The organism is Pelagibius sp. (assembly GCF_965227505.1).
Classification (GTDB): domain Bacteria; phylum Pseudomonadota; class Alphaproteobacteria; order Kiloniellales; family Kiloniellaceae; genus Pelagibius.
In genome coordinates this window covers 2,677,016-2,702,234 of sequence record NZ_OZ245757.1, presented here as the reverse complement: position 1 = coordinate 2,702,234, position 25,219 = coordinate 2,677,016, and the positions used below count along the sequence as shown (strand labels likewise).

The 25,219-nt window shown below is 67.9% G+C and carries 28 protein-coding genes; 14 read left to right on the top strand and 14 right to left on the bottom strand.

The features are described 5' to 3' along the window. Positions 1-99: 99 nt before the first annotated feature. The gene (locus ACO06P_RS12855; protein ID WP_420345637.1) at positions 100-1,302 is read left to right on the top strand and encodes a phosphoglycerate kinase; all 1,203 of its coding nucleotides are present in this window, start codon (positions 100-102) and stop codon (positions 1,300-1,302) included. 150 nt (positions 1,303-1,452) lie between these two features. After that, entirely contained in the window at positions 1,453-1,746 is a 294-nt protein-coding gene (locus ACO06P_RS12850; protein ID WP_420345636.1) for a GYD domain-containing protein, read from the top strand. A 12-nt stretch (positions 1,747-1,758) separates the two neighbouring features. Here the strand turns inward: ACO06P_RS12850 and ACO06P_RS12845 are convergent, their stop codons facing one another. From ACO06P_RS12845 to ACO06P_RS12815, 7 genes are all read right to left on the bottom strand, one after another. Continuing rightward, positions 1,759-2,385, bottom strand: a complete 627-nt coding sequence (locus ACO06P_RS12845) for a LysE family translocator (protein WP_420345635.1) — start codon at positions 2,383-2,385, stop codon at positions 1,759-1,761. 100 nt (positions 2,386-2,485) lie between these two features. Next, positions 2,486-3,253: a class I SAM-dependent methyltransferase gene (locus tag ACO06P_RS12840; protein ID WP_420345634.1), complete on the bottom strand. Its 768-nt coding sequence runs from the start codon at positions 3,251-3,253 to the stop codon at positions 2,486-2,488. Between the two features lie 55 nt (positions 3,254-3,308). Beyond that, positions 3,309-4,496, bottom strand: coding sequence for a JmjC domain-containing protein (locus ACO06P_RS12835; protein ID WP_420345633.1), 1,188 nt, complete (start codon positions 4,494-4,496; stop codon positions 3,309-3,311). A gap of 150 nt (positions 4,497-4,646) precedes the next feature. Then, a complete protein-coding gene (locus ACO06P_RS12830) occupies positions 4,647-5,018 on the bottom strand; it encodes an AzlD domain-containing protein (protein ID WP_420345632.1) in 372 nt (123 codons plus the stop codon). Then, positions 5,011-5,766: an AzlC family ABC transporter permease gene (locus ACO06P_RS12825; RefSeq protein WP_420345631.1), complete on the bottom strand. Its 756-nt coding sequence runs from the start codon at positions 5,764-5,766 to the stop codon at positions 5,011-5,013. The genes ACO06P_RS12830 and ACO06P_RS12825 overlap by 8 nt, the downstream gene beginning before the upstream one ends. A gap of 95 nt (positions 5,767-5,861) precedes the next feature. Further along, positions 5,862-7,469: a PAS domain-containing sensor histidine kinase gene (locus tag ACO06P_RS12820; protein WP_421935194.1), complete on the bottom strand. Its 1,608-nt coding sequence runs from the start codon at positions 7,467-7,469 to the stop codon at positions 5,862-5,864. 9 nt (positions 7,470-7,478) lie between these two features. Continuing rightward, entirely contained in the window at positions 7,479-8,627 is a 1,149-nt protein-coding gene (locus ACO06P_RS12815; RefSeq protein WP_420345629.1) for a DUF2336 domain-containing protein, read from the bottom strand. 578 nt (positions 8,628-9,205) lie between these two features. Between ACO06P_RS12815 and ACO06P_RS12810 the strand changes: the two genes are divergently transcribed. The 3 genes from ACO06P_RS12810 (at position 9,206) to ACO06P_RS12800 (ending at position 10,718) form a co-directional block, all read left to right on the top strand. Then, entirely contained in the window at positions 9,206-9,418 is a 213-nt protein-coding gene (locus ACO06P_RS12810) for a hypothetical protein (protein ID WP_420345628.1), read from the top strand. A 73-nt stretch (positions 9,419-9,491) separates the two neighbouring features. Next, on the top strand, positions 9,492-10,139 hold the full coding sequence (locus ACO06P_RS12805; RefSeq protein WP_420345627.1) for an NUDIX domain-containing protein: 648 nt from the start codon (positions 9,492-9,494) through the stop codon (positions 10,137-10,139). 171 nt (positions 10,140-10,310) lie between these two features. Next, positions 10,311-10,718, top strand: coding sequence for a Rap1a/Tai family immunity protein (locus ACO06P_RS12800; RefSeq protein ID WP_420345626.1), 408 nt, complete (start codon positions 10,311-10,313; stop codon positions 10,716-10,718). Positions 10,719-10,731: 13 nt separating this feature from the next. Here the strand turns inward: ACO06P_RS12800 and ACO06P_RS12795 are convergent, their stop codons facing one another. From ACO06P_RS12795 to ACO06P_RS12785, 3 genes are all read right to left on the bottom strand, one after another. Further along, the gene (locus ACO06P_RS12795) at positions 10,732-11,577 is read right to left on the bottom strand and encodes an ion transporter (protein WP_420345625.1); all 846 of its coding nucleotides are present in this window, start codon (positions 11,575-11,577) and stop codon (positions 10,732-10,734) included. A gap of 152 nt (positions 11,578-11,729) precedes the next feature. Beyond that, positions 11,730-12,980, bottom strand: coding sequence for an ATP-binding protein (locus tag ACO06P_RS12790; protein ID WP_420345624.1), 1,251 nt, complete (start codon positions 12,978-12,980; stop codon positions 11,730-11,732). A gap of 94 nt (positions 12,981-13,074) precedes the next feature. Beyond that, positions 13,075-13,989: a LysR family transcriptional regulator gene (locus ACO06P_RS12785; protein WP_420345623.1), complete on the bottom strand. Its 915-nt coding sequence runs from the start codon at positions 13,987-13,989 to the stop codon at positions 13,075-13,077. 138 nt (positions 13,990-14,127) lie between these two features. Between ACO06P_RS12785 and ACO06P_RS12780 the strand changes: the two genes are divergently transcribed. Next, positions 14,128-14,559, top strand: coding sequence for a DoxX family protein (locus ACO06P_RS12780; RefSeq protein ID WP_420345622.1), 432 nt, complete (start codon positions 14,128-14,130; stop codon positions 14,557-14,559). A 101-nt stretch (positions 14,560-14,660) separates the two neighbouring features. Beyond that, positions 14,661-15,620, top strand: a complete 960-nt coding sequence (locus ACO06P_RS12775) for a glutathione S-transferase family protein (protein ID WP_420345621.1) — start codon at positions 14,661-14,663, stop codon at positions 15,618-15,620. A gap of 204 nt (positions 15,621-15,824) precedes the next feature. Here the strand turns inward: ACO06P_RS12775 and ACO06P_RS12770 are convergent, their stop codons facing one another. The 4 genes from ACO06P_RS12770 to dapF form a co-directional block, all read right to left on the bottom strand. After that, complete coding sequence (locus tag ACO06P_RS12770) at positions 15,825-16,307, bottom strand: hypothetical protein (protein ID WP_420345620.1); 483 nt, start codon at positions 16,305-16,307, stop codon at positions 15,825-15,827. Positions 16,308-16,390: 83 nt separating this feature from the next. Then, on the bottom strand, positions 16,391-17,338 hold the full coding sequence (gene ftsY / locus ACO06P_RS12765; protein ID WP_420345619.1) for a signal recognition particle-docking protein FtsY: 948 nt from the start codon (positions 17,336-17,338) through the stop codon (positions 16,391-16,393). Then, positions 17,335-18,633 carry a tRNA (N(6)-L-threonylcarbamoyladenosine(37)-C(2))-methylthiotransferase MtaB gene (gene mtaB, locus ACO06P_RS12760; RefSeq protein ID WP_420345618.1) on the bottom strand — a complete coding sequence of 433 codons (1,299 nt, stop codon included), beginning with the start codon at positions 18,631-18,633 and terminating at the stop codon, positions 17,335-17,337. Before mtaB ends, ftsY begins: the two co-directional genes overlap by 4 nt. Then, a complete protein-coding gene (gene dapF / locus ACO06P_RS12755; protein WP_420345617.1) occupies positions 18,630-19,478 on the bottom strand; it encodes a diaminopimelate epimerase in 849 nt (282 codons plus the stop codon). The genes mtaB and dapF overlap by 4 nt, the downstream gene beginning before the upstream one ends. A 187-nt stretch (positions 19,479-19,665) precedes the next feature. On the opposite strand from dapF, the gene ACO06P_RS12750 reads away from it, so the two are divergent. From ACO06P_RS12750 to rplS, 7 genes are all read left to right on the top strand, one after another. Continuing rightward, positions 19,666-20,502, top strand: coding sequence for a hypothetical protein (locus tag ACO06P_RS12750; RefSeq protein ID WP_420345616.1), 837 nt, complete (start codon positions 19,666-19,668; stop codon positions 20,500-20,502). Positions 20,503-20,805: 303 nt separating this feature from the next. Next, positions 20,806-21,012 carry a cold-shock protein gene (locus ACO06P_RS12745; protein WP_167222589.1) on the top strand — a complete coding sequence of 69 codons (207 nt, stop codon included), beginning with the start codon at positions 20,806-20,808 and terminating at the stop codon, positions 21,010-21,012. 338 nt (positions 21,013-21,350) lie between these two features. Beyond that, positions 21,351-22,721, top strand: a complete 1,371-nt coding sequence (gene ffh, locus ACO06P_RS12740; RefSeq protein WP_421935193.1) for a signal recognition particle protein — start codon at positions 21,351-21,353, stop codon at positions 22,719-22,721. Positions 22,722-22,794: 73 nt separating this feature from the next. Continuing rightward, complete coding sequence (gene rpsP / locus ACO06P_RS12735; RefSeq protein ID WP_420345615.1) at positions 22,795-23,253, top strand: 30S ribosomal protein S16; 459 nt, start codon at positions 22,795-22,797, stop codon at positions 23,251-23,253. Between the two features lie 30 nt (positions 23,254-23,283). Then, positions 23,284-23,841 (top strand): ribosome maturation factor RimM, encoded by a 558-nt coding sequence (gene rimM, locus ACO06P_RS12730; RefSeq protein ID WP_420345614.1) that lies wholly within the window; start codon positions 23,284-23,286, stop codon positions 23,839-23,841. Between the two features lie 122 nt (positions 23,842-23,963). Next, the gene (gene trmD / locus ACO06P_RS12725; protein WP_420345613.1) at positions 23,964-24,716 is read left to right on the top strand and encodes a tRNA (guanosine(37)-N1)-methyltransferase TrmD; all 753 of its coding nucleotides are present in this window, start codon (positions 23,964-23,966) and stop codon (positions 24,714-24,716) included. A gap of 39 nt (positions 24,717-24,755) precedes the next feature. Next, complete coding sequence (gene rplS, locus ACO06P_RS12720; RefSeq protein ID WP_420345612.1) at positions 24,756-25,211, top strand: 50S ribosomal protein L19; 456 nt, start codon at positions 24,756-24,758, stop codon at positions 25,209-25,211. Positions 25,212-25,219: the final 8 nt, after the last annotated feature.

Below are 25,219 nucleotides of genomic sequence, written 5' to 3'. Positions count from 1 at the left end.
GGGGCGTTTTAGGTGCCTTCGCCCTTGCGCCTGGGGGCGGGTTTGGCAACACTCCGGCGCGAGTGTTCCGGCCCCCTCCAACCGCGCGAGGTTTCCCCCATGCCCGCTTTCAAGACCCTGGACGATCTGGATGTGGCCGGCAAGGCCGTGCTGCTGCGTGTGGACTTCAATGTGCCCATGGCCGACGGCAAGGTAACGGACCTGACGCGCATCGAACGGGCGGCGCCGACGATCCGCGATCTGACGGCGGCGGGCGCGAAGGTTCTCCTGCTGTCGCACTTCGGCCGGCCCAAGGGCAAGCCGGTGGCGGACATGTCGCTCGCCCCCCTGGCGCCGGTGGTGGGCGCGGTGCTGGGCGGCACCTCGGTCGCCTTCGCCGAGGACTGCGTAGGGCCGGCGCCACGGGCGGCGCTTGACGAACTGGAGAACGGCGGCGTGCTGCTGCTGGAAAACCTGCGCTTCCATGGCGGGGAGGAGGCCAACGAGGCCGGTTTCGCCGACGATCTGGCGAGCCTCGGCGAGCTTTATGTGAACGACGCCTTCTCCGCCGCCCACCGCGCCCATGCCTCCACCGAAGGGCTGGCCCGGCGCCTGCCGGCGGCGGCCGGGCGCCTGATGCAGGCGGAACTGGAGCACCTGGCCTCGGCCCTGGAGCAACCCAAGCGGCCGCTGGCGGCGGTCGTCGGCGGTGCGAAGATTTCCACCAAGCTCGACCTGCTGGGCAACCTGGTCGCGCGGGTCGATATGCTGGTGATCGGCGGGGGCATGGCGAACACCTTCCTCAATGCCGTCGGCGTCGATGTCGCCCGGTCGCTCTGCGAACACGAGATGGCCGAGACCGCCCGGGAGATCCTCGCCAAGGCCAAGGATGCCGGCTGTGACGTGGTGCTGCCCACCGACGCCGTGGTCGCCCGCGAGCTGGCCGCGGGCGTGGCGACGGAGGTGGTCTCGGTGAAGGCCGTGCCGGCGGGGCAGATGATCCTCGACCTCGGCCCGGCCACGGCGGAGCATCTGGCGCGGCGCCTCGGCGACTGCGCCACGCTGGTGTGGAACGGCCCGCTCGGCTGCTTCGAGGTGCCGCCCTTCGACGCCGCCACCAACACCGTGGCGCGGGCGGCGGCGGCGCTGACCGGGGAGGGCAAGCTGCTCTCCGTCGCCGGCGGCGGCGACACCGTGGCGGCGCTGGCCCACGCCGGGGTACTGAACGATTTCTCCTATGTCTCCACCGCCGGCGGCGCCTTCCTGGAATGGCTGGAGGGCAAGACCCTGCCGGGGGTCAAGGCGCTGGAAGACGCGGCCTGACACATCTGCGCGGGCGCCTTTGCGCCCCCGCCTCGCGCCGCTGTGCTATGCTCTTTGACGGGGACCCGCCGCAGGACTCGGCGCGGCTGTGCCGCGCTTTGCTCTGCGGGCTGCAAGAGACTGATACGGCAGCATAGCGAGGAGCGGCAGATGGCGACCTTTATCTCACTCGTGACCTACACCGACCAGGGCATCAAGGCGATCAAGGACGCGCCCAAGCGCGTCGACGGCGTGCGCCTGCTGGCGAAGAAGCTCGGCGGCGAACTGGGGGAACTCTACCTCACCATGGGCGGCTACGACATCGTCGCCTTTTCCGAGTTTCCCGACGCCGAGGCGGCGGCCAAGTTCACCCTGACCCTGAACTCCCTGGGCAACGTGCGCACCACAACCCTGCGCGCTTTCCCGGAGGACCAGTTCCGCGACATCGTCGGCGGCCTGCCGTAAGCCGCCGCAGCCCTACTTCTCCTGGAGGGCGAGGCGGATGCCCAGCGCGCAGTAGATGGTGCCCACGACCTTGCCCTGCCAGCGCAGGACCAGCGGGTTGCGGCGCAGGAAGGCGCCGAGACTGCCGGCGCTGACCGCTACGATTACCGTGCTGACGAGCCCCATCAGCACGAAGAGCACGCCCAGCACGATGAGCTGCAGCGACACCGCGCCGTTTTCCGGCTTCACGAACTGCGGCAGGAAGGCGAGGAAGAAAAGGGCCGACTTGGGGTTCAGCACCTCGGCGAGGATCGCCTGGCGGAAGGCGGCCCTGGGGCTCAGCGCCGCGGCGGCCGCGGGTCGGCTGATATCCACTTTCTCCAGGATTGCGCGGATGCCGAGGTAGACCAGGTAGGCCGCGCCCAGGTATTTGACGAGGGTGAAGAGAAAGGCCGAGGCGAGGATGATCGCGGAAATGCCGATCACCGCCATCATGGTGTGGATGATGTCGCCGGCGGCGATCCCCAGGCCGGTGGCCAGCCCGACCCTCGTGCCGCCTGTGCTGGCCCGGGCCAGTGTCAGCAGGACGGCGGGCCCCGGAATGAAGACGAACCCCAGCAGGATTGCCAGATAGGTGATCAGCGTCGCCTGGTCGATCATGATGGTCTCCTTCGCGGGTTGCCGGCGGCGCGAAGCTCACCACGGCACCCGTGGACCTGACAAGCGCTTCGTCCACAGGGCGCCGGCCCGCCGGGAGCGCTCAGTCCGCCGGCGCCACAGGCTTCCTGCCGGCAACGCCGGTCGCGCAGCCGAAGAAGTAGCGCTTGAACTCGACCTCCAGACCTTCCGCACGCAGCATCTTGGCGAATGCCGAGGCGTCTCCGAAATTGGTGCTGTAGGTGCCGATCATCGCAAAGTCCTGCGCGCCCCGGAGCAACAGGCGCTCGACCAGCGGCAACACCGTTTTCAGATGGAAGAGATAGAGCGGGCGCAGCCACCAACCCCGGGGATCGGAGGCTTCGATCATTGAAAACACCCCGCCCGGCTTCAGGGTGCGGGCGACAAGCCTGGCGAGGCGGGCATGCTGGGCCGTGGTGAAGGTCTTGAGGCCGAAGGTGGAGACGACGAAGGCCGCGCTCTCGCCGGGCAGCCGGCTGGCAAGGACGTCGTCCTCGATGAAATCGATCTGGTGGGTCCGCTGCGCGTGGAGGCGTTGGAGCGCGCGGCGATGCATGCCCGAGGAGATGTCCACAGCGGTGATCGCGCCGACACCCGGAAAACGCTTCAGCAGGTGCGGCCAGACCTCGCCGGTTCCGGCCATCAGGTCATAGCCCTGCGCGGCTGGCTCGGTGGGCGGCGGCATCGCCTCCACGCACTGGCGGCGCCAGCGCTCCGTAAACCCAAACGAGCAGGCATAGCTGAAAGCGATGTAGCGCTCCGAACAGCGGTCGAAGATGTCCTTCACGAAGCGCGGATCGTAGATGTCCTCCACCGGAAGCGCCTGTGTCTCTTCGGGGCCTGCGGTCACGGCGCTCCGCCTTCGCAAGCTGCGGTGACGACGGACGCGCAGGAGGCGAAGGGCGTCACGCGATGACGCGCATCTGCTTCATGTTCCGGAACAGCTCGGCGACGGCGGTCTCGCTCATCTCCGGGAACTCGGCCTGGAGTGCCGCCTCGGTGACGCGTTCGCGGGTCATGATGAAGCTGACCTGCTTTGCGACGTCGGAGGGGATCTCCACCTGCTGTTTGCCGTCGGAGAGATAGGGCTTGCCGTTGTGGCGGGTCACTTTCACCTGCTTGCTGACCCGGTAGCCGTTCGTTTCCGTCGCCGGCTCCGCCGCCACCAGCCCTTCCAGGTCGTAACCCTTGAAGGCGTAGGGCCATGTCTCGATGGCCTTGCCCGCCACTTCGCGCGCGCCGGCCGAGTTGAGCGCGCCGGCGATGGTTTCGCCCATGCGTGCCAGGGTGTCCTTCAGCGCCGCGGCGTCCATCGCGCGGGGCAGGTCGCTGCGCATCCAGGGGTCCTGGATCGCCGCGTCCCAGATGATCGGCAGCAGGTCGAGCGGCTTGGGCAGCGTCACCCCGAAGGCAATGTGAATGGCGCCGTTCTCCGAGGCCAGGGCGTCGTGATAGAGGCCGCGGGGGATGTAGAGCAGGTCGCCCGGCTTCATGTCCACCTGGGCGACCACCTTGCCGGCACGGCGCGCCCGTTCCTCGTCGCTGGGCTTGAAGGCCGGGTGGTTCACCGGTGCGTCGTCGCGGCGCTCATAGATGTTCCAGGTCTTCTCGCCGGCGCAGTGGACGGCGAAGACCTCGTGCACGTCGCAGTGGGGGCCGAAGGCCTTGTGCTGGTGCATGGAGAAATAGAGGTTCGCCTGGCTGCGCCCGCCGGTGGCGCTCTGCAGGTCGTTGGCGAGCGCGCGCACGCCCGGGGCCAGGGCGTCGATGTCGTTGAGGATGACCGAGGCGCCCTTGGCGATCCAGTCCTGCACTTTGTCCGGGTCCGGGCGCAGGGCGCCGCCGCCCTGCAGCGCGGGCACGCGGGCGCAGTAGTCGGCGGTGGCGACCGGCTGCAGGTCGAGATAGAGCTTCATGGTCTCCGGCGTCCAGACCGAGGTCATGGACATCAGCTCGTTCAGCCGAGCCAGGGTCATGATCCCGGCCGTGCGCTCCGCACCGCCGGGGAAGTGCCGGTGAGTCCTGCCGAAGACATCGCCGAAGAAGCTCTCCCGGCCCAGGGGGTCCAGGAAACCGTCCAGAAGATCGCTCATCAAAGTCCTCGCTGCCGCCCCCGGTCATAAAGAAGGGGGTCATACACAAGGGGGGTCACACACAAGTGGGTCATACACAAGGGGCGGTGATACACCAAAGGCCCCGTCCCTTCAAAGCCGGTCCTCTGAAAACTGGTCCGCCGCAGCGGGCTAAAACAGCCAGCTGCGGCCCAGGGTCATCAGCACCAGCGCGCCGGCGCCGGCGGCCACGCCCAGGCCGATGTTGCGCCGGGCGAGGAAGAAGATGGCCAGCGCGATGACCGCCGCGGCAATGCGATCGGCATCGGCGGTTTCGGCGAGCGGCCCGTTGGGCAGAACGATCATGCGCGCGATGAGGCCGGCCAGCATGGCATAGGCGACGCAGGCAACCCACTCGAAGAGCGGGCCGCCGGCATCGATCCGCCCGGACAGCGCGACGCCCAGGGCGCGCCAGAAGTAGGTCACCAGGGCGCCGACGATCATCAGCACGACGGGCCAGAGAGCGCTGTCCATCAGGGCGGCGCCGGAGAAAGCCTCAGACATGGCGGCGGCTCCACAGGCGGTCGGCGAAGAAGGCGAGGCTGCCGGCCAGAACGCCGGTCAGCAGCAGGCCCCAGTCGGCAGAGACCAGATGCAGCAGCGGCCCGGCCAGGGCGCCGATGGCCAGCGCCAGAATGCGCGCCCGGTGCCGGGCATCGGCGACGAAGACCAGCATGAAGTAGATCGGATTCAGGAACACCAGGCCGAGGGTGACATAGCCCGGCAGCAGGTCCGAGAGGAAGAAGCCGACCGCCGTGGTCACCAGGCACATGGACCAGAGCGCCACCGCAAAGCCGGCGAAGTACGGCAGGCGCTGGCCCTCCGGCAGGGAGGGGCAGCGCCGCATGGCCGCCGCCCAGCCGGTTACCGCGACGTAGTGGGCAAAGAGGTAGTAGTGCCAGCGCGGTCTGCCCGGCGCGCGCAGGTACGGCATAAGGGCCACCGTCATGGGCAGCAGGCGGGCGTTGGTCATGGCCACGGCGGCGGCGACCACCAGCAGCCCGGCGCCGAGGCTGTAGAGTTCCACCAGAATGATCTGGCCGGGCAGGGCCCAGCCGGTGAAGGTGGAGAACAGGCCGTGCCAGACCGTCAGCCCGGCACCCTGGATCAGCGCCCCGAAGCCGAGGTATGACGAGCCGAGCACCAGGGCCGGCACGCCCATGGCCTCGCGCAGGCCGGTGAGGGCGGCCCGGCGCGGCGAACCGAGCCCGTCGGGCCGGGCGGCTTCGCCTGTGACGTCGCTGTTGGGCATGGTGGGGGAAAGGCTAGCGTCCGCCCGGCGGCGGCGTCAGCAGGAAATCTTCGCCTGCATAGGAGCCCTGCAGGGCCTGCAGGGCAGCTTGAAGCTTAGAGAACCCGTTCGGCCGGCAGGCGCACGATCGCCTTGGTGCCGACGCCCGGCTCGCTTTCCAGGTCCAGCCGGCCGCCGTGCAGCTTCACGAAACCGGCGGAAAGCGGCAGGCCAAGCCCGGTGCCCTCGAACTGCCGGTTCAGGCGGCTGTCGACCTGCTCGAAGGGGGCGAAGGCCCGCGGGATATCGTCCTCGGCGATGCCGATGCCGGTATCGCTGACCTGGAAGACGAAGCCTCCGTCCGTGTCGCGGCGGGCCGAAAGCTCGATGGTGCCTTCTTTGGGGGTGAACTTGATGGCATTGGACAGGAGGTTCAGCAGAACCTGCTTCAGCTTGCGCTCGTCGGCGCGCAGTCGCGGCAGGTCGTCGGGCAGGCTGACCTCCAGGGTCTGGTCGGCGCGCTTGGCCCGTTCGGCCACGAGGCGCCGCACCGCGCCGATGATGTCGCGCGGATCGATCACCTCTTCGCGCAGCTCGTGGGCGCCGGCCTCGATCTTGGCGACATCCAGGATGTCGTTGATGAGGGTGAGCAGGTGCTGCGCGCTTTCATGGATGTCGGCGGCGTAGCTCTTGTACTGGGTGCTGCCGAGCGGACCCAGCAGCTCGCTTTCCATGATCTCCGAGAAGCCGATGACCGCGTTCAGGGGGGTGCGCAGCTCGTGGCTCATGTTGGCCAGGAACTCCGTCTTGGCGCGGTTGGCCAGCTCGGCGCTTTCCTTGGCGCTGATAAGCGCATCCTCGCGCTGGCGCAGGGCGGTCACGTTCTCTGCGGTGCCGCGGTAGCCGAGAAAGGCGCCGCTGTCCGGGCAGTAGACCGGCAGGCCGTTGAGACGGAACAGCAGGCGTGCGCCATCCTTGTTGAGGACTTCCACCTCGATGTCGCGGAAGGGCGCGTGCTGCGGCGAGGTCACGAGGCCGGTCAGCTTGGCCGAGCGTTCGACCGGCAGCTCGGTCAGACCCCGGCCGATCAGCTCGCGCGGATGGTAGCCGAGGGCATCGTGCACGCGCGGAGACACGAAGGTGAGCACGAGGTCGCGGTCGGTCTCCCACACCCAGTCGGAGACCAGGCGCGTGGTGTCGTCCAGCCGCGTCGTGGCCTGGACCAGCGCCGTTGCGGTCGCTTTCAGTTTGGTCGTCGGCTCATAGACCAGGGCGGTCGCCTTCAGGTTGCCGTCGGCGCCGCGGATCGCGCGGCGCTTGGCGCGGAAGTACTCGGTCCGCCCGTCGAGGATCAGCTTGTGTTCCTGGCTGACCGCCACGGGCGAGGAGCCGGGGCCCTGAGGCCAGACGCCCAGCGTCGACTGGCTGGGCAGGGCGTCGGCGGCGGCCAGCGCATCGTGAATCCGGTCGAAGGCCTTGTTGGCATAGATGATGGCGCCTTCGGCATCGACGATGCAGGTCGGGGGGCCGTCTTCCAGGAGATCGCGCTGCAGGATCGCGACGAGGCTGCCGTCTTCGCTGCCCGCCGACGGGGCGGCGGACGGCGCAGCGGACGCCGGGCCAGCAGAAGACGGAGCAGCCGAAGACGGAGCAGCCGAATGGGCCGCCCCGCCGGCTTCGGCGCTGCGCGAGACCACTGTCGGCGTGCTTGCGTCTGTCTTCACAGCTTCAACTCAGCCCCGTTTCGCCTTGCTCATCGCAACATCTTCCACAGCCTGCTGGAAACCCTTGTCGCGCTGCCAGGACCGCAGAACGTGTTCCGCGTTTTCGCGGCTTGCCTGATCATAGATCCGTGTCGCCCGTGACAGGTCCCCCGGCGAAGTCCTGCGATTGCCGCCGCCGGCACTGCGGGTCAGCAGAAACAGAGTGGCAAAGTCCTGCTTTGTAACCCCCAACGCCAAACAGGCGATCGCCAGGCCCTCCCCGCTCGAACCATAAAGCACTTCGGCGCGCCGCGGCATCGAAATCCCGCTCCACTCTTCGAAAAGCGCCTCAAAAAGCGGCACTTCGCCTTGCCGAATAGTCTTGATCAAGAGGGCGGCATTGATGTTTTGTTCAGATGCCATGCAACGCGCCAGGTCGGCAGCGGTGCTTTCCAGGTTTCCGGCGCCGTTTGACTTGGCAATTTTTTCCTGGGCGACGTCCAGGACGGCGGCTTCTACTTCGTCGTCCAGTGCCGTCGGGTGGATGTCATAGGTCTTCAGGATCTCGGCCCGCAGGCTGGCGGCCACAATCCAGTACAGCCGCATGGCCAGATCGTTGGTCAGGTCGCGGCGGCGCACCAGCGGCTCCTGAAACTCGTCGATGTGCTCGGCCTGCTCCGTAAGGTAGGCCAGGGTCGCCTCGGAAATTCTGGCGCTCTGGTTCGCCAGCAGGGTGGCGATGACGTCGTTGTCCTGGGTGTTCACAAGCTCGTCCGAGACCTCCTCGCTCAGCTCGCGCCGCCGTGCGATGGTGACCTGATGCTGGTGGCTGCGATGCTGAACGATGCGGATCAGGTCGTCGTCGGAAAGCAGCGTCGAGCGCAGAAGCACCGGGCGGGCGACGTCGATCTCGTCGTTGGCCAGGGCGATCACGAGGGCGCGCGGCGCCGCCGGATTGCGGGACAGGCGCTCGCTCAGCTTGCTGCGGATCGGGACTTCGAACTCGTGGATCAGCTTGTCGAGGATCTGCGCGATCAGATCCCGCTCATGGTCGCTGAGCATGTGGTCGCGGTCCATGGAGAGCTGCGCGATCTGGGAGGACAGCTGCTCGCGGCCTTCGATCGACTTGTTGAGCGCAAGCTGCAGAAGCGCGTGAAGATCCTTGTCCCGATCTTCCATCAAAGGTCACCCCGATCCGCTGCGCAGTGCCGCAAGAAACCTCTCTGCCCCTCGATGGCGCCGGATGGTCGGCGACGGGGTGGCTTGGAAGCGATTTGGCCAAAATCTATAATAGAATAATAAAACAAGGTAAAAATAATGTGAAGTTGATTGGTTGAACTTTCCGGGCGCCGAGGAAATGCGTCGAACCGGCGCTTCGGACGAGAACTTGGAATCGTAATTACGCACTCTACTTCGGCCGAGGAATACAACTGCCGTCACCATGACTGGGGCGGTTGCTGCCTGACTGCCGAGAACTCACAAAGATCAAACGCTTAGCGATCAAACCCTACCGGTAAACGCCTTTTGCGTGCATGTTGCCTGCAAGACAGTACCTAATAGTGTGGAGTAGGCTGGTTAATAATGGCTATATGCACGTGATCGCTGTGTTCGGGCTCTCTCCACCAGCGTCGGTACTGGACCCCTGCCGGTTACCTTTGCCCGGGACTCCTCCAAAGCCTCCTCCCGGGGCTTCTTCCTGAGGATTCTTCCCGGGGGGCCTTCACCGCTCCTTAACCGCCGGACGGCATAGTCTGCCCATGCAGATTACGCCCGGCAGTTCGCCGCTCACGCTTGCGATGCTGAAGGCCCTCGGTGGCCAGACCGCAGGCGGCAACACCGTCACCGCCGCCCTTGCGCCCAACGGTTCGACCGATCCCGCCGGCGGCGACACGGCGCGCAACGAGCCCGCCGGTCCGCCGGAACCGGGCCGTATCATTCCCCGCGGCAGCTTCGTCGACCTGAAGGCCTGACGGCCTTCTCGGCCTCCTTCCCGCCGCCCGCGCCGCTCTTGTGGTCGCCGGGGGGCTGGGCCACAGTGCCCGGATGAGCGAGCGCGAGTCCTCTCCGGCCAAGATCCCGCCACAGGCCGCGGCCCGGGCCGAGACCCCGGATGCGGCCGCCGGCGAGATCACGGGCGAGATCACGGAGGGGACCGGGGGTGCAGGCGGAGACGAGCGGTTCGAAGCCCGGGTCCCGGACGGCGACGACCGCCCGCGCCTGGTCTGCCGCGACTGCGGCTTCATCAACTACGAAAACCCCAAGATCGTCGTCGGATCGGTGGCCACCTGGGGCGCGCGCATCCTGCTGTGTCGTCGCGCCATCGAGCCGCGCCGCGGCTATTGGACCCTGCCGGCGGGCTATCTGGAGCAGCACGAAGACGCGGCCAGCGGCGCCCGCCGCGAGGCCTGGGAGGAAGCGCGCGCCGAGATCGCCATCGATCAACTGCTCGCGGTCTATTCGATCCCGCGGATCTCCCAGATCCAGCTGATCTATCGCGCCACACTGGTCTCCCCGGACGTCAGCGCCGGGCCGGAAACCCTCGAACTCGACCTCTTCAGCTGGCAGGCTATCCCTTGGGAGGACCTGGCCTTTCCCTCGGTGCATTGGGCGCTGCAGGACCACCACGCCCTGCGGGACCAGAAGGCCTTTGCGCCGCGCGCCAACCCGATCGAGACCGCCGGGTCGGGGTAGGGGGCCGGGGCAAAGGCCCCCTGTGACAGGATCGGGGAAAGGATCGGGGCGTCACGAAGAACAAGAACCGGCGGCGGGAGGACGATCATGCCACAACCACTGCGCCAAAGGGCGCGAGGGAGCCGAGGGGGACGCTGGGGAGGGCATCGGGGAGGGCGTCAGGGCCGAGAGATGCTCGAGGACGAAGGCCGGCGCAGCGGCCGTGCGGGAGTCTGTGCGGGTCTCGCCCTGGTCCTGGGCTTGGTATCGGGTGGCCCGGTTCAGGCGGCCGAACCCTTGTTCTCGCACGAACTGCCGCGCTTTCGCAGCGGCGCCGAGTTGCTGGACGACTGCCGTGCGAAGGACCCGGCGGCCCTCGGCCGCTGCCGCGGCTACATCATGGCCATTGCCGATGTTCTGGGCGGCGCGGGCGCGCGCATCGACGGAATCCAGGCCTGCCTGACCGGAACCGAAAGCCTGGAGGAACTGATTGCCACCGTCGACCGGCATCTGCGCGAGAATCCGGCGCGCCAGGCCCTGAAGGGCGACGGGGCCGCCGCCTATGCCCTGGCGCTTTACCGGCCCTGCGCGACGAACTAGGAGGCCTGCCTGATCAGGGGCTCTGACGCTCCAGCAGGCTGCGGATCTGCTGCACCTCGCGGTGCAGGGCCTTGATGTCGTCTTCCAGGCGCATGGCATCGCCGTGGGACTGCCGCGTGATCTCCTCGAAGGCCTGCTCGCGCTCGGCGTCGTGCTGGCTCTGCATCGCGTTGACGATGATGGCGATGAAGAGGTTGAGCACCGCAAAGGTGGTGACGAGGATGAAGGGCACGAAGAAAGCCCAGGCGAAGGGGAAGACATCCATGACCGGGCGCACGATGCCCATCGACCAGCTTTCCAGGGTCATGATCTGGAACAGGGAGTAGGCCGAGGCGCCGAGCGTGCCGAACCAGTCGGGAAAGGCCGCGCCGAACAGCTTGGTCGCCATCACCGAGAAGACATAGTAGAGCAGCCCCAGCAGCGCAGCGATCGAGCCCATGCCGGGAATGGCCTGCAGCAGCGCCTGGACGACCTTGCGCATGGAGGGGATGACGGAGATCAGCCGCAGCACCCGGAGCACGCGCAGCGCCCGCAGCACCGAGAAGGCGGCCGAGGCCGGCGCCAGGCTGATGGCGACCACCGTGAAGTCGAAAACGTTCCAGGGGTTCTTGAAGAAGCCGAGCCGGTAGACCAGCAGCTTGGCCAGGATCTCGACAACGAAGACCCCTACAATGATGCGGTCGGACAGCAGCAGGTAGGGGCCGATCTCGGCCATGACGCTGGCCGAGGTCTCCAGCCCCAGTATGGCTGCATTCAGCAGAATCAGGCCGGTGATCCCGCGCTGCATGCCCTTCGATTCGAGCAGCCGCTGCAGGCGGGCGAGCGCGACCGGTGGGGTTGATTCGGAACTTGACGGCATGACCGGCCCCTTCTTGCATCGGCTGCGGATCCATTGGGATCGCTGACAAAGCTGCTTAGATGTGCGGTTGCCGGCAAGGGGTCAAGGGCCGATTGGGGTGGTCTGCCGCGCCCCTGCGGCCGGCCAGGGGCCTCGGAAAGGCATAACCGGGGTCAGGCGATATCCTTCTGACCGCCGGCGGCCGCGTCCGTCTCGGCGCCGCGGTCGGTGACCCGGCGTTCGGCCGGCAGGCGGATTTCCACTTCGGTGCCGAAGTTGAGCCGGCTGCGCAGCAGCAGCGCCCCGCCGTGCAATTCGATCAGCGCCTTGGACAGCGGCAGGCCGAGACCGGCCCCCTGATGCTGGTGCGCGCGTTTGTCATGGGCCTGGCCGAAAGGCTGCAGAATGACGTTCATGTCCTCTTCGCGGATGCCGATACCGTTGTCGGCGATCACGATCCGGATGTCGCCTTCCACCGTCGTCGCCAGGCTCAGGCGGACCTCGCCACCGGCAGGTGTGAACTTCACCGCGTTGGTGAGCAGGTTGAGCAGTATCTGCTTCAGCTTCACGGCGTCGCCGCGCAGCGGCAGATCGTGTGCGCCAAGATCCGTCTTCAGGGCGATGCCCGCATTGGCCGCGCGCGGTTCGACCAGCTTGGCGCAGCCGGCGGAGAGCTCGCGCAGTTCGATGATCTCTTCGTGCAGTTCCATCTGCTGGGCTTCGGCCACCGAGAGGTTCAGCAGGTCGTCGACCAGGCTCAGGAGCAACTGGCCGCTGTGATTGATATAGCCGACATGTTCGCTCTGCTGATTGGTCAGCGGCCCGTAAAGGCGGCGGCTCAGCAGATCGGAAAACCCGATGATGGCGTTCAGCGGCGTGCGCAGCTCGTGGCTGACGTTGGCCAGGAACTTCGCCTTTGCGGCATTGGCTTCGGTGACCTGATGCAGCGCGCCGCTCAGGCGCTCGAAGCGCTGGCGGGCGATGGTGGTGGTCATCCGCATCAGCTCCGTGGCCGTGGCCACCCCGTCATAGGCGCCGTCGCGGGTGACGATGAAGCCGTCGATCATCGCCTTCGGTTTGCACGACAGCAGCACCTCGCCGATCTGATCGATGCGCCGGTCCCACTCGACGATCAGGGGGGCCGGGTCCATCAGCTTGGTGATCGGCTTGCGGTTGAACAGCTCCGGCCAGAAAGGCCGCGCCATGTTGGCCAGGAACTCCAGGCGACCGACCAGTCCGATGGGCCGCTCCCCGCGCACCACCGCGACCGCCAGGATCGTGCTGTCGCCGTTCAGCATGGCATGCACGTCGGCGCAGCTGGTCTGTGGAGAAACGGCCGGCGCTTCGTTCACGAGAACGCCCGCGCAGAGCGCTTCGCCGTCTGGGCTGGTGGTGGCGGTTACCTCTGCAGCGGCGCCCATCATGGGGACTGTTCCGGAGTGGTGCTGGTGTTGTCGCGCCACGCTAAACGCTGGGTCGTTAACAAAACCTTTTGGTTGTACCGGCAGAGCCGCAGAGTCAGCGGCCGCTGCCCCCGCAGAGTTCCGCTTCCATCGCCTTCAGGGCCTCATACAGCAGGTCCAGCAGGGCGCGCACGCGTGCGGCCCGGCGCAGGTCGGGATGGGTCAGCAGCCAGAGCCCCGTGTCCAGCTCCGCCGGCGGGTCCATCACGCGGTGCAACCCCGAATCGGGGTCGGCCTGAAAGCAGGGCAGGATCGCCAGCCCCAGTCCGGCACGGGCGGCGCTTGCCTGGTTCAGCAGGGAGTTGGAACGGTAGACGATGGCGCTGTGGTCGATGCGCCGCTGCAGCCATTGCGCGACGGCGGGTGGCCCTGCGCCCTCGTCCCAGGCGATCCAGGGCTCGTCGGCAAGGTTTGCCGGCGCTTCCGGTGTAGGCGCTTCCGGGGTCTGAGGTGAGGCGCGGTAGACGGTGGAAGCCAGGGTCCCGACCCGCCGCCCGACCAGCGTATCCGGCGGCTCGCGGGTCGGGCGCAGGGCGATATCGGCCTCCCGCCGGGTGAGGCTCAGCATGCGGTTGTCGATGACCAGTTCGACGGTGATGTCGGGATAGGCACGGCGGAACGCAGCCAGCAGAGGCATCAGCAAGACCTCGGCGATGTCGTCCGGGGCGGTCAGGCGCAGCGTTCCGGTCAGCCGCAGATCGCGGCCGCTGAGGCGCCGCTCCAGGGCCTCCACCTCGGCCTCCACCCGCTCGGCCGTGCGCAGGAGGTCTTCGCCGGCGGCGGTGGTCACGTAGCTGCCGCTCCGGCGCTCGAACAGCCGGGCGTCGAGGCGCGCCTCGATGGCGGCCAGACGCCGGAAAACGGTGGAATGGTTGACCCGCAGGCGCCGGGCCGCGCCGGCAAGGCTGCCCTCCCGCGCGATGGCCAGCAGGGTACGCAGATCGGCGGTCAGGTCCGTATTTGCATTCATGCAATATATCTTTGCAGATATCGGCAGTCGACGTGCGTTGAAGCAAATCATAGATCGGAGGTCAGAACAAGGCGCCCGGGGCCGGCAAGAGCGGCCTGAAAGCGCAGAGCGGACAGCTTCAACGCAAGGAACCGAGCCATGATCGACACCAGAACCGCCCCTTACGCCGCCCTGACCCTGCGGGTCGCCCTGGGCGTCATGTTTCTCGCCCACAGCCTTTACCTGAAGGTCTTCGTCTTCACCGTGCCGGGCACCGTCGGCTTTTTCGAATCCCTCGGCCTGCCGGCCATCGCGGCCTACCTGACCATCTTCGCCGAGATCGCCGGCGGTATCGCCCTGATCCTCGGCATCCAGACCCGCCTCGTCTCGGTCGCCCTCCTGCCGGTGCTGCTGGGCGCGACCTGGGTCCATGCCGGCAACGGCTGGCTCTTCTCCGCCGAAGGCGGCGGCTGGGAGTATCCGGTCTTCCTCGCGGCGGCGGCCGTGGTGCAGGCCCTGCTGGGCGACGGCGCCCACGCCGTGAAGCTGCCCTTCTTTGGCCAGCAGAAGCCTGCGCCGCAGACTTCTTGAGCCTGCACGGACATCGCGAACAGGGGCCGCCCCGAGTCTCCGCCAACGGCGAGGCTCGGGGCACCTCTCTTAAAACCAAACAAGAACGGAGCACAGCAATCATGAAAGCCCTGATCAGAGGCGTCTGGCATTCCCGCGTCATCGACCGCGACGCTTATGACCGCGCCCGGTCCGAACAGCCGGAGGGCCTCTTCCGCGACTGGGTCAGCGCCGATCCGACGGCGCGCTTTCCGGCGGCGCCGGGGCGCTACCACCTCTATGTCTCCTACGCCTGCCCCTTCGCCCACCGCACCATCCTCTACCGCTCCCTGCTGGGCCTGGAAAAGGTGCTGCCGGTCTCGGTGCTGCATCCGCGCTGGGGCGGGCCCGGCGGCTGGACCTTCACGCCGGACCCGGCCTTTCCGGAAGCGACGGTCGACCACGTCGGCGGCCACCAGGCACTCTGGCAGATCTATGGGAAGGCGCGCGGCGACTACACCGGCAAGGTGACCGTGCCGCTGCTCTGGGACCGGCGGGAGGAGACCATCGTCAGCGACGAATCCGCTGACATCATGCGCATGATGGACCTGGGTTTCGCCGCCTTCGGCGAAAGCGGGCGCAGCTTCTATCCGGCGCGCCTGCGCGACGAGATCGACGCCCTGGGCGGGATGATCCGCCGCCGCGTCAACGGCGGCGTTTACCGCGCCGGCTTCGCCGCCGACCAGCAGGCCTACGACCGGGCGCTGGCGGATTTCTATGCGGCCCTCGACGCGCTGGAGGAACAGCTCGCCGACGGGCGGCCCTACCTTCTGGGCAAGACCGCGACCGAGGCCGACTGGCTGCTGTTCCCGACGCTGGTGCGCCTCGATGCCGCCTATGCCGGCGCCCTCAAGATCAATGCCCGGCGCCTCACCGACTACCCGAACCTGGACCGCCACACCAGGCGCCTCTACGCCTGGCCCGGCGTCGCCGAAACGGTGAAGCTCAATCACGTGAAGCGGCACTACTACGACGACCTGGGCGTCACCAACCCCGACATCGTCCCGCCGGGCCCCGCAACACCGTTCGAAGCGGCGGCCTAGCGGACATTCTTCACGGGGCGAACACCCCCTCACCCTCCCCCTCCCACAAAGGGGAGAGGGAAAACCAGTGCACCTCAAACACCCTCTCCCCTGGCGGGAGAGGGTTGCGCAGGCTTGGCGAGATCGGAGAACGAGCCTAGCCGGAGCTGGGTGAGGGGGAGGGGTGGCCGGTAACCTCGGTCTCGTTGGCATCGAAGCACAGCGTTACCAAGCGCGGACTGCCTTCACAGTGTAAACGCGCTCGCTCGGGGTGCCATCGTAGGGAATCAAGCGATACCTGATTTCCAATGACGTCGCGTCCTCCGATATCGAATACTCGACGAGAGAGTAGCCGAGCGGCGATCGCTTCCCGAAGAAGAGGTCGTCCAAGTCGATGGTGTAGATGTAGCTGCCGCTCTGAACCGTGATTGGGTATATGCCCGGGTCATCCAAAAGCATGTAAGACGGTTTGCCGGCAACGGGCTGCCCGTCGGCTAGGATCTCGACGATGTCGACGCCCCAAACCGCCCAGCCGTAGAGCTGGTCACCAGGTTTTGTGGAGACCGGAAGGGGCAGGACCCGCTGGAAGGAAAAGAACTGGGTTTCCGAGGTTAGGAGGCTGTCACCCGAAACACCGCCGCCTTGGGGACCGGCGCATCCGGCGAGCAGCATGGATAGCGCAAGAAATGCAATGGTGAGAAGTCTCATGGCAGGCCCCCCGAAGATGTCAGCGCCCAAAAGGCACGATCACCTTGCACGAGGCGGCGCCTGCGTCACAGACCGCGTTTCGCTTAGCTGTTCTGCTCCAGCCCCACCAGTGCGCGGGCGAAGTCTTTGGCGGTGAAGGGGCGGAAGTCCTCGGCGCCTTCGCCGACGCCGACGGCATGGACCGGCAGGCCGTATTTCTCGGCCAGCGCCACCAGCACGCCGCCGCGCGCCGAGCCGTCCAGCTTGGTGACCACCAGGCCGGTGAGATCGACAAGCTCCTTGAAGGTGCCGACCTGCGTAAGGGCGTTCTGCCCGGTGGTGGCGTCCAGCACCAGCACCACGTGGTGCGGCGCGCTGGGCTCCACCTTCTTGATGACCCGCGCCACCTTCTGCAGTTCGGCCATCAGTTCGGCGCGGTTGTGCAGGCGCCCGGCGGTATCGATCAGCAGCACGTCGTCGCCCGCTGCCTTCGCCGCCTCCACGGCCTCGAAAGCGAGGCCGGCTGAATCGGCGCCCTGCTTGCCGGCGACGACCGGGCAGCCGGTGCGCTCGCCCCAGATCTTCAACTGCTCGATGGCCGCGGCGCGGAAGGTGTCGCCGGCGGCGAGACGCACCGAGAGCCCTTGCGCGCGGTAGTGGCTGGCCAGCTTGCCGATGGTGGTGGTCTTGCCGGAGCCGTTCACCCCCACCACCAGGATCACGTTGGGCGTCTGCGCCGGATCCAGGACCAGGGGCTGCGCCACCGGCTCCAGCACCCGGGCGATGTCCTCCGCCAGGGCGCTGCGCACCTCCTCCGGGTCGACGTCCTTGTTGAAGCGGGTCTTCGCCAGCTCCGCCGTCAGGCGCGTGGCCGTCGCCACGCCGAGGTCGGCGGTGATCAGCAGTTCCTCCAGCTCCTCCAGCGCTGCGTCGTCCAGCTTGCGTTTGGTGAAGATGCCGGCGATGCCGTCGCCCAGCTTGGAGGAGGAGCGGGTGAGCCCGGCCTTCAGGCGGGAGAACCAGCCGCCTTTTTTCTCTGCCGTGTCGCTCACGCTGCGGGGGAGAGCTGCTGGTGCAGAGGCTCGGCCGTCAGCCGTGCGCCGTCGCGTCCGGTGATGCGGACCCGGACGACCGCGCCGATCTCGCCGTGCTGAAGCAGCACCGGGGCGAAGGTCTCGCTGCGGCCGAGGAAACGGCCGTCATCTTCCTGCTTTTCGATCAGCACGGCGGCGGGCCGGCCGGTCCGGCTGTCGAGGAAACGGTCGAGCGCTGCAGCGCCGGCGGCCCGCAGGCGGGCGGCACGGTCCTTGCGCGCGACCATGGGAACCTGCGGCATCTTCGCCGCCGGGGTGCCCTTGCGCGCGGAATAGGGAAAGACGTGCAGATAGGTCAGGCCGCAGTCCTCCACCAGCGCCAGGGAGTTTTCGAACATCGCCTCGGTCTCGGTGGGGAAGCCGGCAATGAGATCGGCGCCGAAGACGATGTCGGGGCGGAGCTCCCGCAGCTCCCGGCATAGCGCCACGGCTTCGCTGCGCGAATGGCGGCGCTTCATGCGCTTCAGGATCATGTCGTCGCCGGCCTGCAGAGAGAGGTGCAGGTGCGGCATCAGCCGCTCCTCCTCGGCAATGAGGCGGCGCAGGTCCGGGTCCAGTTCGATGGCGTCGAGGGAGGAGAGGCGCAGGCGCTTGAGGTCGGGAACCTGGGCCAGCAGGCGGCGGAGCATCTGGCCGAGCGCCGGGCGCCCCGGCAGGTCGCCGCCGTAGGAGGTGATGTCGACGCCGGTCAGCACCACCTCGGCAACGCCGCGCTCCACCAGATTGCGGACCTGGCGCACCACCTCGCCCAGCGGCACCGAGCGGCTGTTGCCCCGGCCGTAGGGGATGATGCAGAAGGTGCAGCGGTGGTCGCAGCCCTGCTGCACCTGAACGAAGGCGCGGGTGCGCTCGGCAAAGCCGTCGATAAGCTGCGGCGCGGTCTCGGTGACCGCCATGATGTCGTTCACCAGCACCGGCGCAGAGCTCTCCGGCAGGAAGCTTTCCAGCTTCAGCTTTTCCTCGTTGCCCAGCACGCGGTCGACCTCGGCCATCCCGGCGAAGCCCTGCGGGTCGATCTGGGCGGCGCAGCCGGTGACGATGATCTGCGCTGCCGGGTTCTCGCGCCGGGCCTTGCGGATCGCCTGGCGGGCCTGGCGCTCCGCCTCGCCGGTGACGGCGCAGGTGTTGACGATGACGGTGTCGCTGAGCCCGGCCGTCTCAGCATGGCCGCGCATCACCTCCGACTCGTAGGCGTTGAGGCGGCAGCCGAAGGTGAGGATGCGCGCGGCGTCGTGCTTGCTCTGGCCGGTCATGGCCGCAGCTCCTGGGGCGCCAGGCCTTCCGGCAGCAGGCCAGTGAAAGCGGTGGCGACCGGCCCGGTCATCAGCACGTGGCCGTCCTCGCGCCACTCCAGCTCCAGCGCGCCGCCGTCCAAGACCACCTCCACTTTGCGTCCGGTGATGCCGCGGCGCGCCGCGGCGACGGCGGCGGCGCAGGCGCCGCTGCCGCAGGCCTGGGTCAGGCCGACGCCGCGCTCCCAGACGCGCAGCCGCAGACGGTTGGGGCCGATCACCGTGGCGGCGCCGATGTTGGCGCGCTCCGGGAACAGCGGGTCGTGCTCCAGCGCCGGGCCGAGCTGCGCCAGCGGAAGGCTCTCCACCGCCTCCACAAAGAAGACGGCATGGGGGTTGCCCATGTTGACGCCCACCGGGTCGCTCAGCGGTCCGCTGGCGAGGCCCAGGTGCAGGGTGTCGCGCTCCTCGCTCAAGGGGATGTCCTGCCAGCCGGTCAGCGCCTCGCCCATGTCGACGGTGACGCGGCCCTGGCCGGCGGCACGGGCCTCCAGCAGGCCGCGCCGGGTTTCGACAGTCAGCGCATCGCGCCCGGTTTCCGCCATCACCAGGGCGGCGACGCAGCGCGTGCCGTTGCCGCAGGCGCCAACCTCGCCGCCGTCATGGTTGCGGATGCGCATGAAGATGTCGGCGCCGCCGTCGCTCGGCGGCTCGATGATCAGAAGCTGGTCGCAGCCGACGCCGGTGCGCCGGTCGGCGATGGCGCGGGCCAACGCCTCCGACGGTGCAAAGGCCTCGTCCCGGGCATCGACCACCACGAAGTCGTTGCCCAGGCCGTGCATCTTGATGAAGGGCCGCGCGCTCATGAGGCGGGTTATAGGACCGCCGGGCCGGGGAAGTCCATAGCGGGAACCCGGCATCGATCGGAAGCGGCGCCGGCGACAGGTGCCCCATTTTCGCCACAGGGCCGCCCTCATTGCGGGCGTTTCGTGGGAGAGCATCGCTGTGGCGGGCGCGGCAGGGGGCCGCGCCGCTATGCAAAGGGGGAGAGCTATGTATGCGAACACCGTTCTGAAAGCCGCCGGCCAGAAATTCGCCGGCGCTGTGGCGCTCGTCGCCGTGCTGGCGGCCTGCGAACACTCGATCCAGACCACCTCCGGCTCGGACTATCTGGCGGCCTATGCGGCGACGGAGGGCAGCGCCGCGGAGGCTGCGGCCACGGACGCCGAGATCTTCGAAGCCGCAAACGTCGAGCCACAGCTCCGTTTTCCGGCCCGCATCGGTCTGGCGCGCATCGGATCTGACGGTCTCGCGCCGATCCCGGCGGTGGAGGCGGAGGCCTGGCGGGCCCTGGCCGAACGCCTGGGCAGCGGCTATGGCGAATTCGTGCCGGTCTCGCCCCTGATTGCTGCGCTCGCGACGCCGGAACCTCTGCAGCCGGACTATCGGAACAATCCCTGGAGCCAGTATCGCAAGTCGCTGGCCCAGGTCGTGCGCGAGGTGCGCCTCGGCGCGGCGCGCCAGCATCTCGATGCGGTGCTGATCTACGAGACCTCCGGCACCGCCGCGGACACCAGCAACGTCCTGGCGGTCACCAAGCTGGCGCTGATCGGTTTCTTCCTGCCCACCGAGGACGTGGAGGCCCAGGGCGCCGCCCAGGCGGTGCTGGTGGACGTGCGCAACGGCTACACCTACGGCATGGCCTCGGCCGTGGCGGAGAAGCCGGTGCAGCGGATCACCACCTCCGGCAACACCTCCGCCGTGCGGCGCGCGGCGGCGCAGGCGGCCGGCACCCGCGCCGTCGCGGCGCTGACCGGCGAAGTGGAGACCATGGTGCGCGATCTGCGCCTTGCCCTGGCCGAACAGCGGGCAAAGACTGGAGCACAGTAATATGTCCATTCCGGGAGAGGGGGCTATCCATTTGGATTAGCGGGAAAATCAGGTTCGATTCACCTTGCTTTCCCGCGCCGCACCCCCTAGGTCTATGGGTGGTGACGGACGCAAAGTCAGAAGCCGCAGGATCGGTTGCACCGCCGCTGGTCGGAACTCGAGAGGCGTAATCTCAAAAAGTTCGATGGGTGGGGCGGTGATCGTCCGTCCCTGAGCCTTCCTGTACGTTGTTGTGCTTTCACTCGGCCCGGGCAGAAGCGTTCCGGGGCGCACTAAGTTGCAGTTCGAAGGAAGACCCAGACCATGATCACGGGAACCGTGAAGTTCTTTAACACCACCAAAGGCTTCGGCTTTATCGCGCCGGAAGACGGCTCCAAGGACGTGTTCGTCCACATCTCCGCCGTCGAGCGCTCGGGCATGGGCCCGCTTGTCGAAGGCCAGAAGGTGACGTTCGAGGTTCAGCCCGACGCCCGCGGGCCCAAGGCGGTGAATATTCAGGCTGCCGACTGACCAGAGAGGTCAGGGAGCAGGGGACGCCGCCCTTCACGGGAGTATGGGGTCCCAGACCACGAGAAGCGCTTTTCGATACGGCCGCCCAGGACGGGCGGCCGTTTTCGTTTGCGGCTCCTGTAACCGGCATGGTGAAAGACCGGCCATCCCAGGCGCTTGACCTGCCCGCCGCATGTCCCTAATGTCCGCGCCGTTCAGACCAAGGTGACGTAGCCGGCTGAAAGCCCCATATCCCCGGGGCGGCCCCGCCAGTCCGCGAGTTTCGCGCGCTGGCGCGAATTGCTTTGGCCCGAAGCGCCTTCATTGGCGCAAGATTTTTTGAGGATCGACCGAGACCCATGTTCGACAGCCTGCAAGAACGGCTTTCCGGCGTATTCGACAAGCTGACCCGGCGCGGTGCCCTCAGCGAGGCGGACGTGACCGCCGCGCTGCGCGAGGTGCGCGTCGCCCTGCTGGAGGCCGACGTCGCCCTGCCGGTGGTGAAAGACTTCGTCGAGGGGGTTCGGGAGAAGGCGGTCGGGCAGGAGGTGCTGCGCTCGGTGACCCCGGGCCAGATGGTCATCAAGATCGTCCACGACCACCTGGTCGAGACCCTGGGCAGCGAGAGCGTCGGCCTGGACCTGCGCGCCACGCCGCCGGTCGGCATCCTGCTGGTCGGCCTGCAGGGCGCCGGCAAGACCACCAACTGCGCCAAGATCGCCCGCCGCCTGCAGGAGCGAGAGAAGAAAAAGGTTCTGATGGCCTCGCTGGACGTGCGCCGTCCGGCGGCCCAGGAGCAGCTCAAGGTCCTGGGCGAGCAGGCCGGCGTCATGACCCTGCCCATCGTGCCGGGCGAGCCGCCGGTGGCGATCGCCAAGCGCGCCATGCAGGCCGGCGCCCTGGAAGGCTACGACGTGGTGATGCTGGACACCGCCGGGCGTCTGGCCATCGACGAGGAACTGATGGCCGAGGTGGCGGCGGTGCGCGATGCCGCCAAGCCGCACGAAAGCCTGCTGGTGGCCGATGCCATGACCGGCCAGGACGCGGTTACCGTGGCCTCGACCTTCAACGAGACGGTGGGCCTGACCGGCATCGTGCTGACCCGCGTCGACGGCGATGCCCGCGGCGGTGCGGCGCTGTCCATGCGCGCGGTCACCGGCTGCCCCATCAAGCTGATCGGCGTCGGCGAAAAGCTGGACGACCTGGAGGGCTTCCACCCCGACCGTGTCGCATCGCGCATCCTCGGCATGGGCGACGTGGTCTCGCTGGTGGAAAAGGCGGCGGAGACCATCGAGCAGGACGAGGCGGAAAAGCTCGCCAAGAAACTGCAGAAGGGCACCTTCGACCTCGACGACTTCGCCAAGCAGCTCCAGCAGATGCAGAAGATGGGCGGCCTCTCCAGCCTGATGGGCATGCTGCCGGGTATGTCCGGCGCCCAGATGCAGCAGATGAAGAAGGCCAAGCTGGACGACGGCATGGTGAAGCGCCAGTTGGCCGTGTTGTCCTCCATGACCCCGAAGGAGCGCCAGAAGCCGGAGATCATCAAGGCCTCGCGCAAGCAGCGCATCGCCAAGGGCTCCGGCACCACGGTGCAGGAGGTCAACAAGCTGCTGAAGCAGCACAAGGACGCGACCCGCGTGATGAAGCGGGTCCAGAAGATGGGCAAGAAGGGCATGCTGCGCGGCGGCCTGCCGGGAATGATGCCGGGCGGCGGCAACCCCTTCGGCTAGGTGTCGCTTCAAGCCCTTTCGAAACCGAGATAACCGAACAGAACAGCGTGAAAGCAGAAAGAGAGTAACCGCAATGTCATTGAAGATTCGTCTGTCCCGCGGCGGCGCCAAGAAGCGGCCCTTCTATCGTATCGTGGTGGCGGATTCCCGCAGCCCGCGCGACGGCCGCTTCATCGAGCGTATCGGCTCCTACAACCCGATGGTCGCCAAGGACCACCCGGAGCGTATCGTCCTGAACACCGAGCGCGCCAAGCACTGGCTTTCCGTGGGCGCCACCCCCAGCGACCGGGTGAGCCGCTTCCTGGCCGCCGCCGATCTGGCGCCGGCGCGCCGCATCCCGCGCCAGACCAAGAAGAACCTGCCCGGCCAGAAGGCGCAGGAGCGTCTGCAGGAGGCCGAGGAGGCCAAGAAGGCCGCCGAGGAAGCCGCCGCGGCCGAGGCGGCAGCCCCTGCCGAAGAAGCCCCCGCGGAAGAAGCTCCGGCCGAAGAGGCCCCTGCTGAAGAGGCTGCCGAAGAGGCGAAGGCCGAGTAAGCGGCCTGGTGAGGGTCGGGCGGCTCCGCCATGGCGCGCGCGCCGAAAGACGGGGACCCGAAGGACGGGGACCGCGTTTGCCTGGGGGTCATGGTCGGTGCCCACGGCGTGCGCGGTCTGGTGAAGGTCAAAAGCTTCACCGAGGTGCCCGAGGATGTCGCCGCCTATGGCCCGGTGAGCGACCGCGGCGGCCGCCAGCGCTGGACCCTGGAGACCATCGGCCGGGCCAAGGGCGTGGTTCTGGTCAAGGTCACGGGCGTTTCTGACCGCGATCAGGCCCAGGCGCTGCACGGGACCGAGCTTTACGTGGAGCGGGCCGCGCTGCCGGCGCTGGAGGAGGAAGAGACCTTCTACCACGCCGATCTGATCGGCCTCCGCGCCGAGGACCCGGCAGGTGCCGAGATCGGGCGGGTGGCGGCGGTCGAGAACTACGGCGCCGGCGACCTGCTGGAGATCGTCGATGGCGAGGGACGCAGCCGCATGCTGCCCTTCACCAAGGCGGTGGTGCCGGCGGTGGACCTGGCCGAGGGTCGCGTGGTGGTCCTGGCGCCGGAGGAGACCGAGAGCGGCGGGGACAAAGAAGCCTGAGGCCCGGCGCTGAGTGGATTGGGGGGCTGGACAAAGCGGCGCCCCGGCGGCATAAAGCGCCGCCCTGGCCGACGGGCGGTTCCTGAGGCCGGGTGAAAGAGGGCGTCGGGGGAGGAAATGCCGTGGCGGCATGGCGGTCACTGGTCCTGACGCTCTTTCCGGAGATGTTTCCGGGGCCGTTGGGGCAAAGTCTGGCGGGAAAGGCCCTGGATAAGGGCCTTTGGGCGCTCGATGTCCTGGACATCCGGGATTTCGCGCGCGATAAACACCGCAGCGTGGACGACACCCCTTTCGGGGGTGGCGCCGGCATGGTGATGCGGCCGGATGTGGTCGATGCGGCGCTGGGCGCCGCGCAGGAAACCTGGGCCCGTCGGGCCCGGGAGGACGAAGGAGGGTCAGGGGGCGAAGCTCCGGTCCTCTATCTTTCGCCCCGGGGGCGTCTGCTGACGCAGGACCGGGTGCGGGAATTGGCAGCAGGGCCGGGGGTCACCGTGCTCTGTGGCCGCTACGAGGGGGTCGATGAACGGGTCCTGGAGGCCCGCGACGTCCAGGAAGTCTCGGTCGGGGATTACATTCTCTCCGGCGGCGAGACGGCGGCCCTGGTGTTGATGGATGCGGTAATCCGTCTGCTGCCAGGCGTCATGGGGAACGAGGCCAGCCCGGGCGAGGAGTCGTTCGGGGCCGATGCCTTTGAGGGGTTGCTGGAGTACCCCCTCTACACAAGGCCCGCCGAGTGGCAGGGCCGCAAGGTGCCGGAGGTGCTGTCCTCCGGCCACCACGAGAAGATCCGCCTCTGGCGCCAGGCGCAGGCGGAGGAGATTACAAAGCGGCGCCGCCCGGATCTCTGGGCGCGCTACCGGAAGGACAAGCCTTGAGGCCAGGGGGCCCGGGCGAGGGTTTGAGGATTGAGAGCCATGAACGTCATCGAGCAACTGGAACAGGAACAGCTCGGCAAGCTGACCGCCGACAAAGCGCCGCCGGCTTTCGCCCCGGGCGACACGCTGCGGGTCAATGTGAAGGTGCGCGAAGGCAGCCGCGAGCGCGTCCAGGCTTTTGAGGGCGTCTGCATCGCCCGGCGCAACCGCGGCCTGAACTCGGCCTTTACGGTGCGCAAGCTTTCCTACGGCGAGGGTGTGGAGCGCGTCTTCCCGCTCTACAGCCCGCGCATCGAGTCCATCGAGGTCGTGCGCCGTGGCGATGTCCGCCGGGCCAAGCTCTATTACCTGCGCGGGCGCACGGGCAAGGCCGCGCGCATTCGCGAGCAGACCACCGGCCACAGCGGCAAGCTCGAAGCGGCGGCCAAGGAAGAGGCCGCCAAGGCCAAGGCCCAGCGCAGCAAGTCCAAGAAGGCGGAGAAGGCCGAGGGCTGAGCCCCCGG

Coding starts and splice junctions, on each gene's coding strand:
- rpsP (WP_420345615.1), top strand. CDS start 22,795: ATGTCATTGAAGATTCGTCTGTCCCGCGGCGGCGCCAAGAAGCGGCCC.
- ACO06P_RS12825 (WP_420345631.1), bottom strand. CDS start 5,766: ATGCCCAACAGCGACGTCACAGGCGAAGCCGCCCGGCCCGACGGGCTC.
- ACO06P_RS12780 (WP_420345622.1), top strand. CDS start 14,128: ATGATCGACACCAGAACCGCCCCTTACGCCGCCCTGACCCTGCGGGTC.
- ACO06P_RS12785 (WP_420345623.1), bottom strand. CDS start 13,989: ATGAATGCAAATACGGACCTGACCGCCGATCTGCGTACCCTGCTGGCC.
- dapF (WP_420345617.1), bottom strand. CDS start 19,478: ATGAGCGCGCGGCCCTTCATCAAGATGCACGGCCTGGGCAACGACTTC.
- ACO06P_RS12795 (WP_420345625.1), bottom strand. CDS start 11,577: ATGCCGTCAAGTTCCGAATCAACCCCACCGGTCGCGCTCGCCCGCCTG.
- ACO06P_RS12835 (WP_420345633.1), bottom strand. CDS start 4,496: ATGAGCGATCTTCTGGACGGTTTCCTGGACCCCCTGGGCCGGGAGAGC.
- rimM (WP_420345614.1), top strand. CDS start 23,284: ATGGCGCGCGCGCCGAAAGACGGGGACCCGAAGGACGGGGACCGCGTT.
- ACO06P_RS12845 (WP_420345635.1), bottom strand. CDS start 2,385: ATGATCGACCAGGCGACGCTGATCACCTATCTGGCAATCCTGCTGGGG.
- ACO06P_RS12805 (WP_420345627.1), top strand. CDS start 9,492: ATGAGCGAGCGCGAGTCCTCTCCGGCCAAGATCCCGCCACAGGCCGCG.
- ACO06P_RS12810 (WP_420345628.1), top strand. CDS start 9,206: ATGCAGATTACGCCCGGCAGTTCGCCGCTCACGCTTGCGATGCTGAAG.
- ACO06P_RS12790 (WP_420345624.1), bottom strand. CDS start 12,980: ATGATGGGCGCCGCTGCAGAGGTAACCGCCACCACCAGCCCAGACGGC.
- ACO06P_RS12830 (WP_420345632.1), bottom strand. CDS start 5,018: ATGTCTGAGGCTTTCTCCGGCGCCGCCCTGATGGACAGCGCTCTCTGG.
- ffh (WP_421935193.1), top strand. CDS start 21,351: ATGTTCGACAGCCTGCAAGAACGGCTTTCCGGCGTATTCGACAAGCTG.
- ACO06P_RS12745 (WP_167222589.1), top strand. CDS start 20,806: ATGATCACGGGAACCGTGAAGTTCTTTAACACCACCAAAGGCTTCGGC.
- mtaB (WP_420345618.1), bottom strand. CDS start 18,633: ATGACCGGCCAGAGCAAGCACGACGCCGCGCGCATCCTCACCTTCGGC.
- ACO06P_RS12850 (WP_420345636.1), top strand. CDS start 1,453: ATGGCGACCTTTATCTCACTCGTGACCTACACCGACCAGGGCATCAAG.
- ACO06P_RS12775 (WP_420345621.1), top strand. CDS start 14,661: ATGAAAGCCCTGATCAGAGGCGTCTGGCATTCCCGCGTCATCGACCGC.
- ACO06P_RS12750 (WP_420345616.1), top strand. CDS start 19,666: ATGTATGCGAACACCGTTCTGAAAGCCGCCGGCCAGAAATTCGCCGGC.
- rplS (WP_420345612.1), top strand. CDS start 24,756: ATGAACGTCATCGAGCAACTGGAACAGGAACAGCTCGGCAAGCTGACC.
- ACO06P_RS12770 (WP_420345620.1), bottom strand. CDS start 16,307: ATGAGACTTCTCACCATTGCATTTCTTGCGCTATCCATGCTGCTCGCC.
- ACO06P_RS12815 (WP_420345629.1), bottom strand. CDS start 8,627: ATGGAAGATCGGGACAAGGATCTTCACGCGCTTCTGCAGCTTGCGCTC.
- ACO06P_RS12855 (WP_420345637.1), top strand. CDS start 100: ATGCCCGCTTTCAAGACCCTGGACGATCTGGATGTGGCCGGCAAGGCC.
- ACO06P_RS12800 (WP_420345626.1), top strand. CDS start 10,311: ATGCTCGAGGACGAAGGCCGGCGCAGCGGCCGTGCGGGAGTCTGTGCG.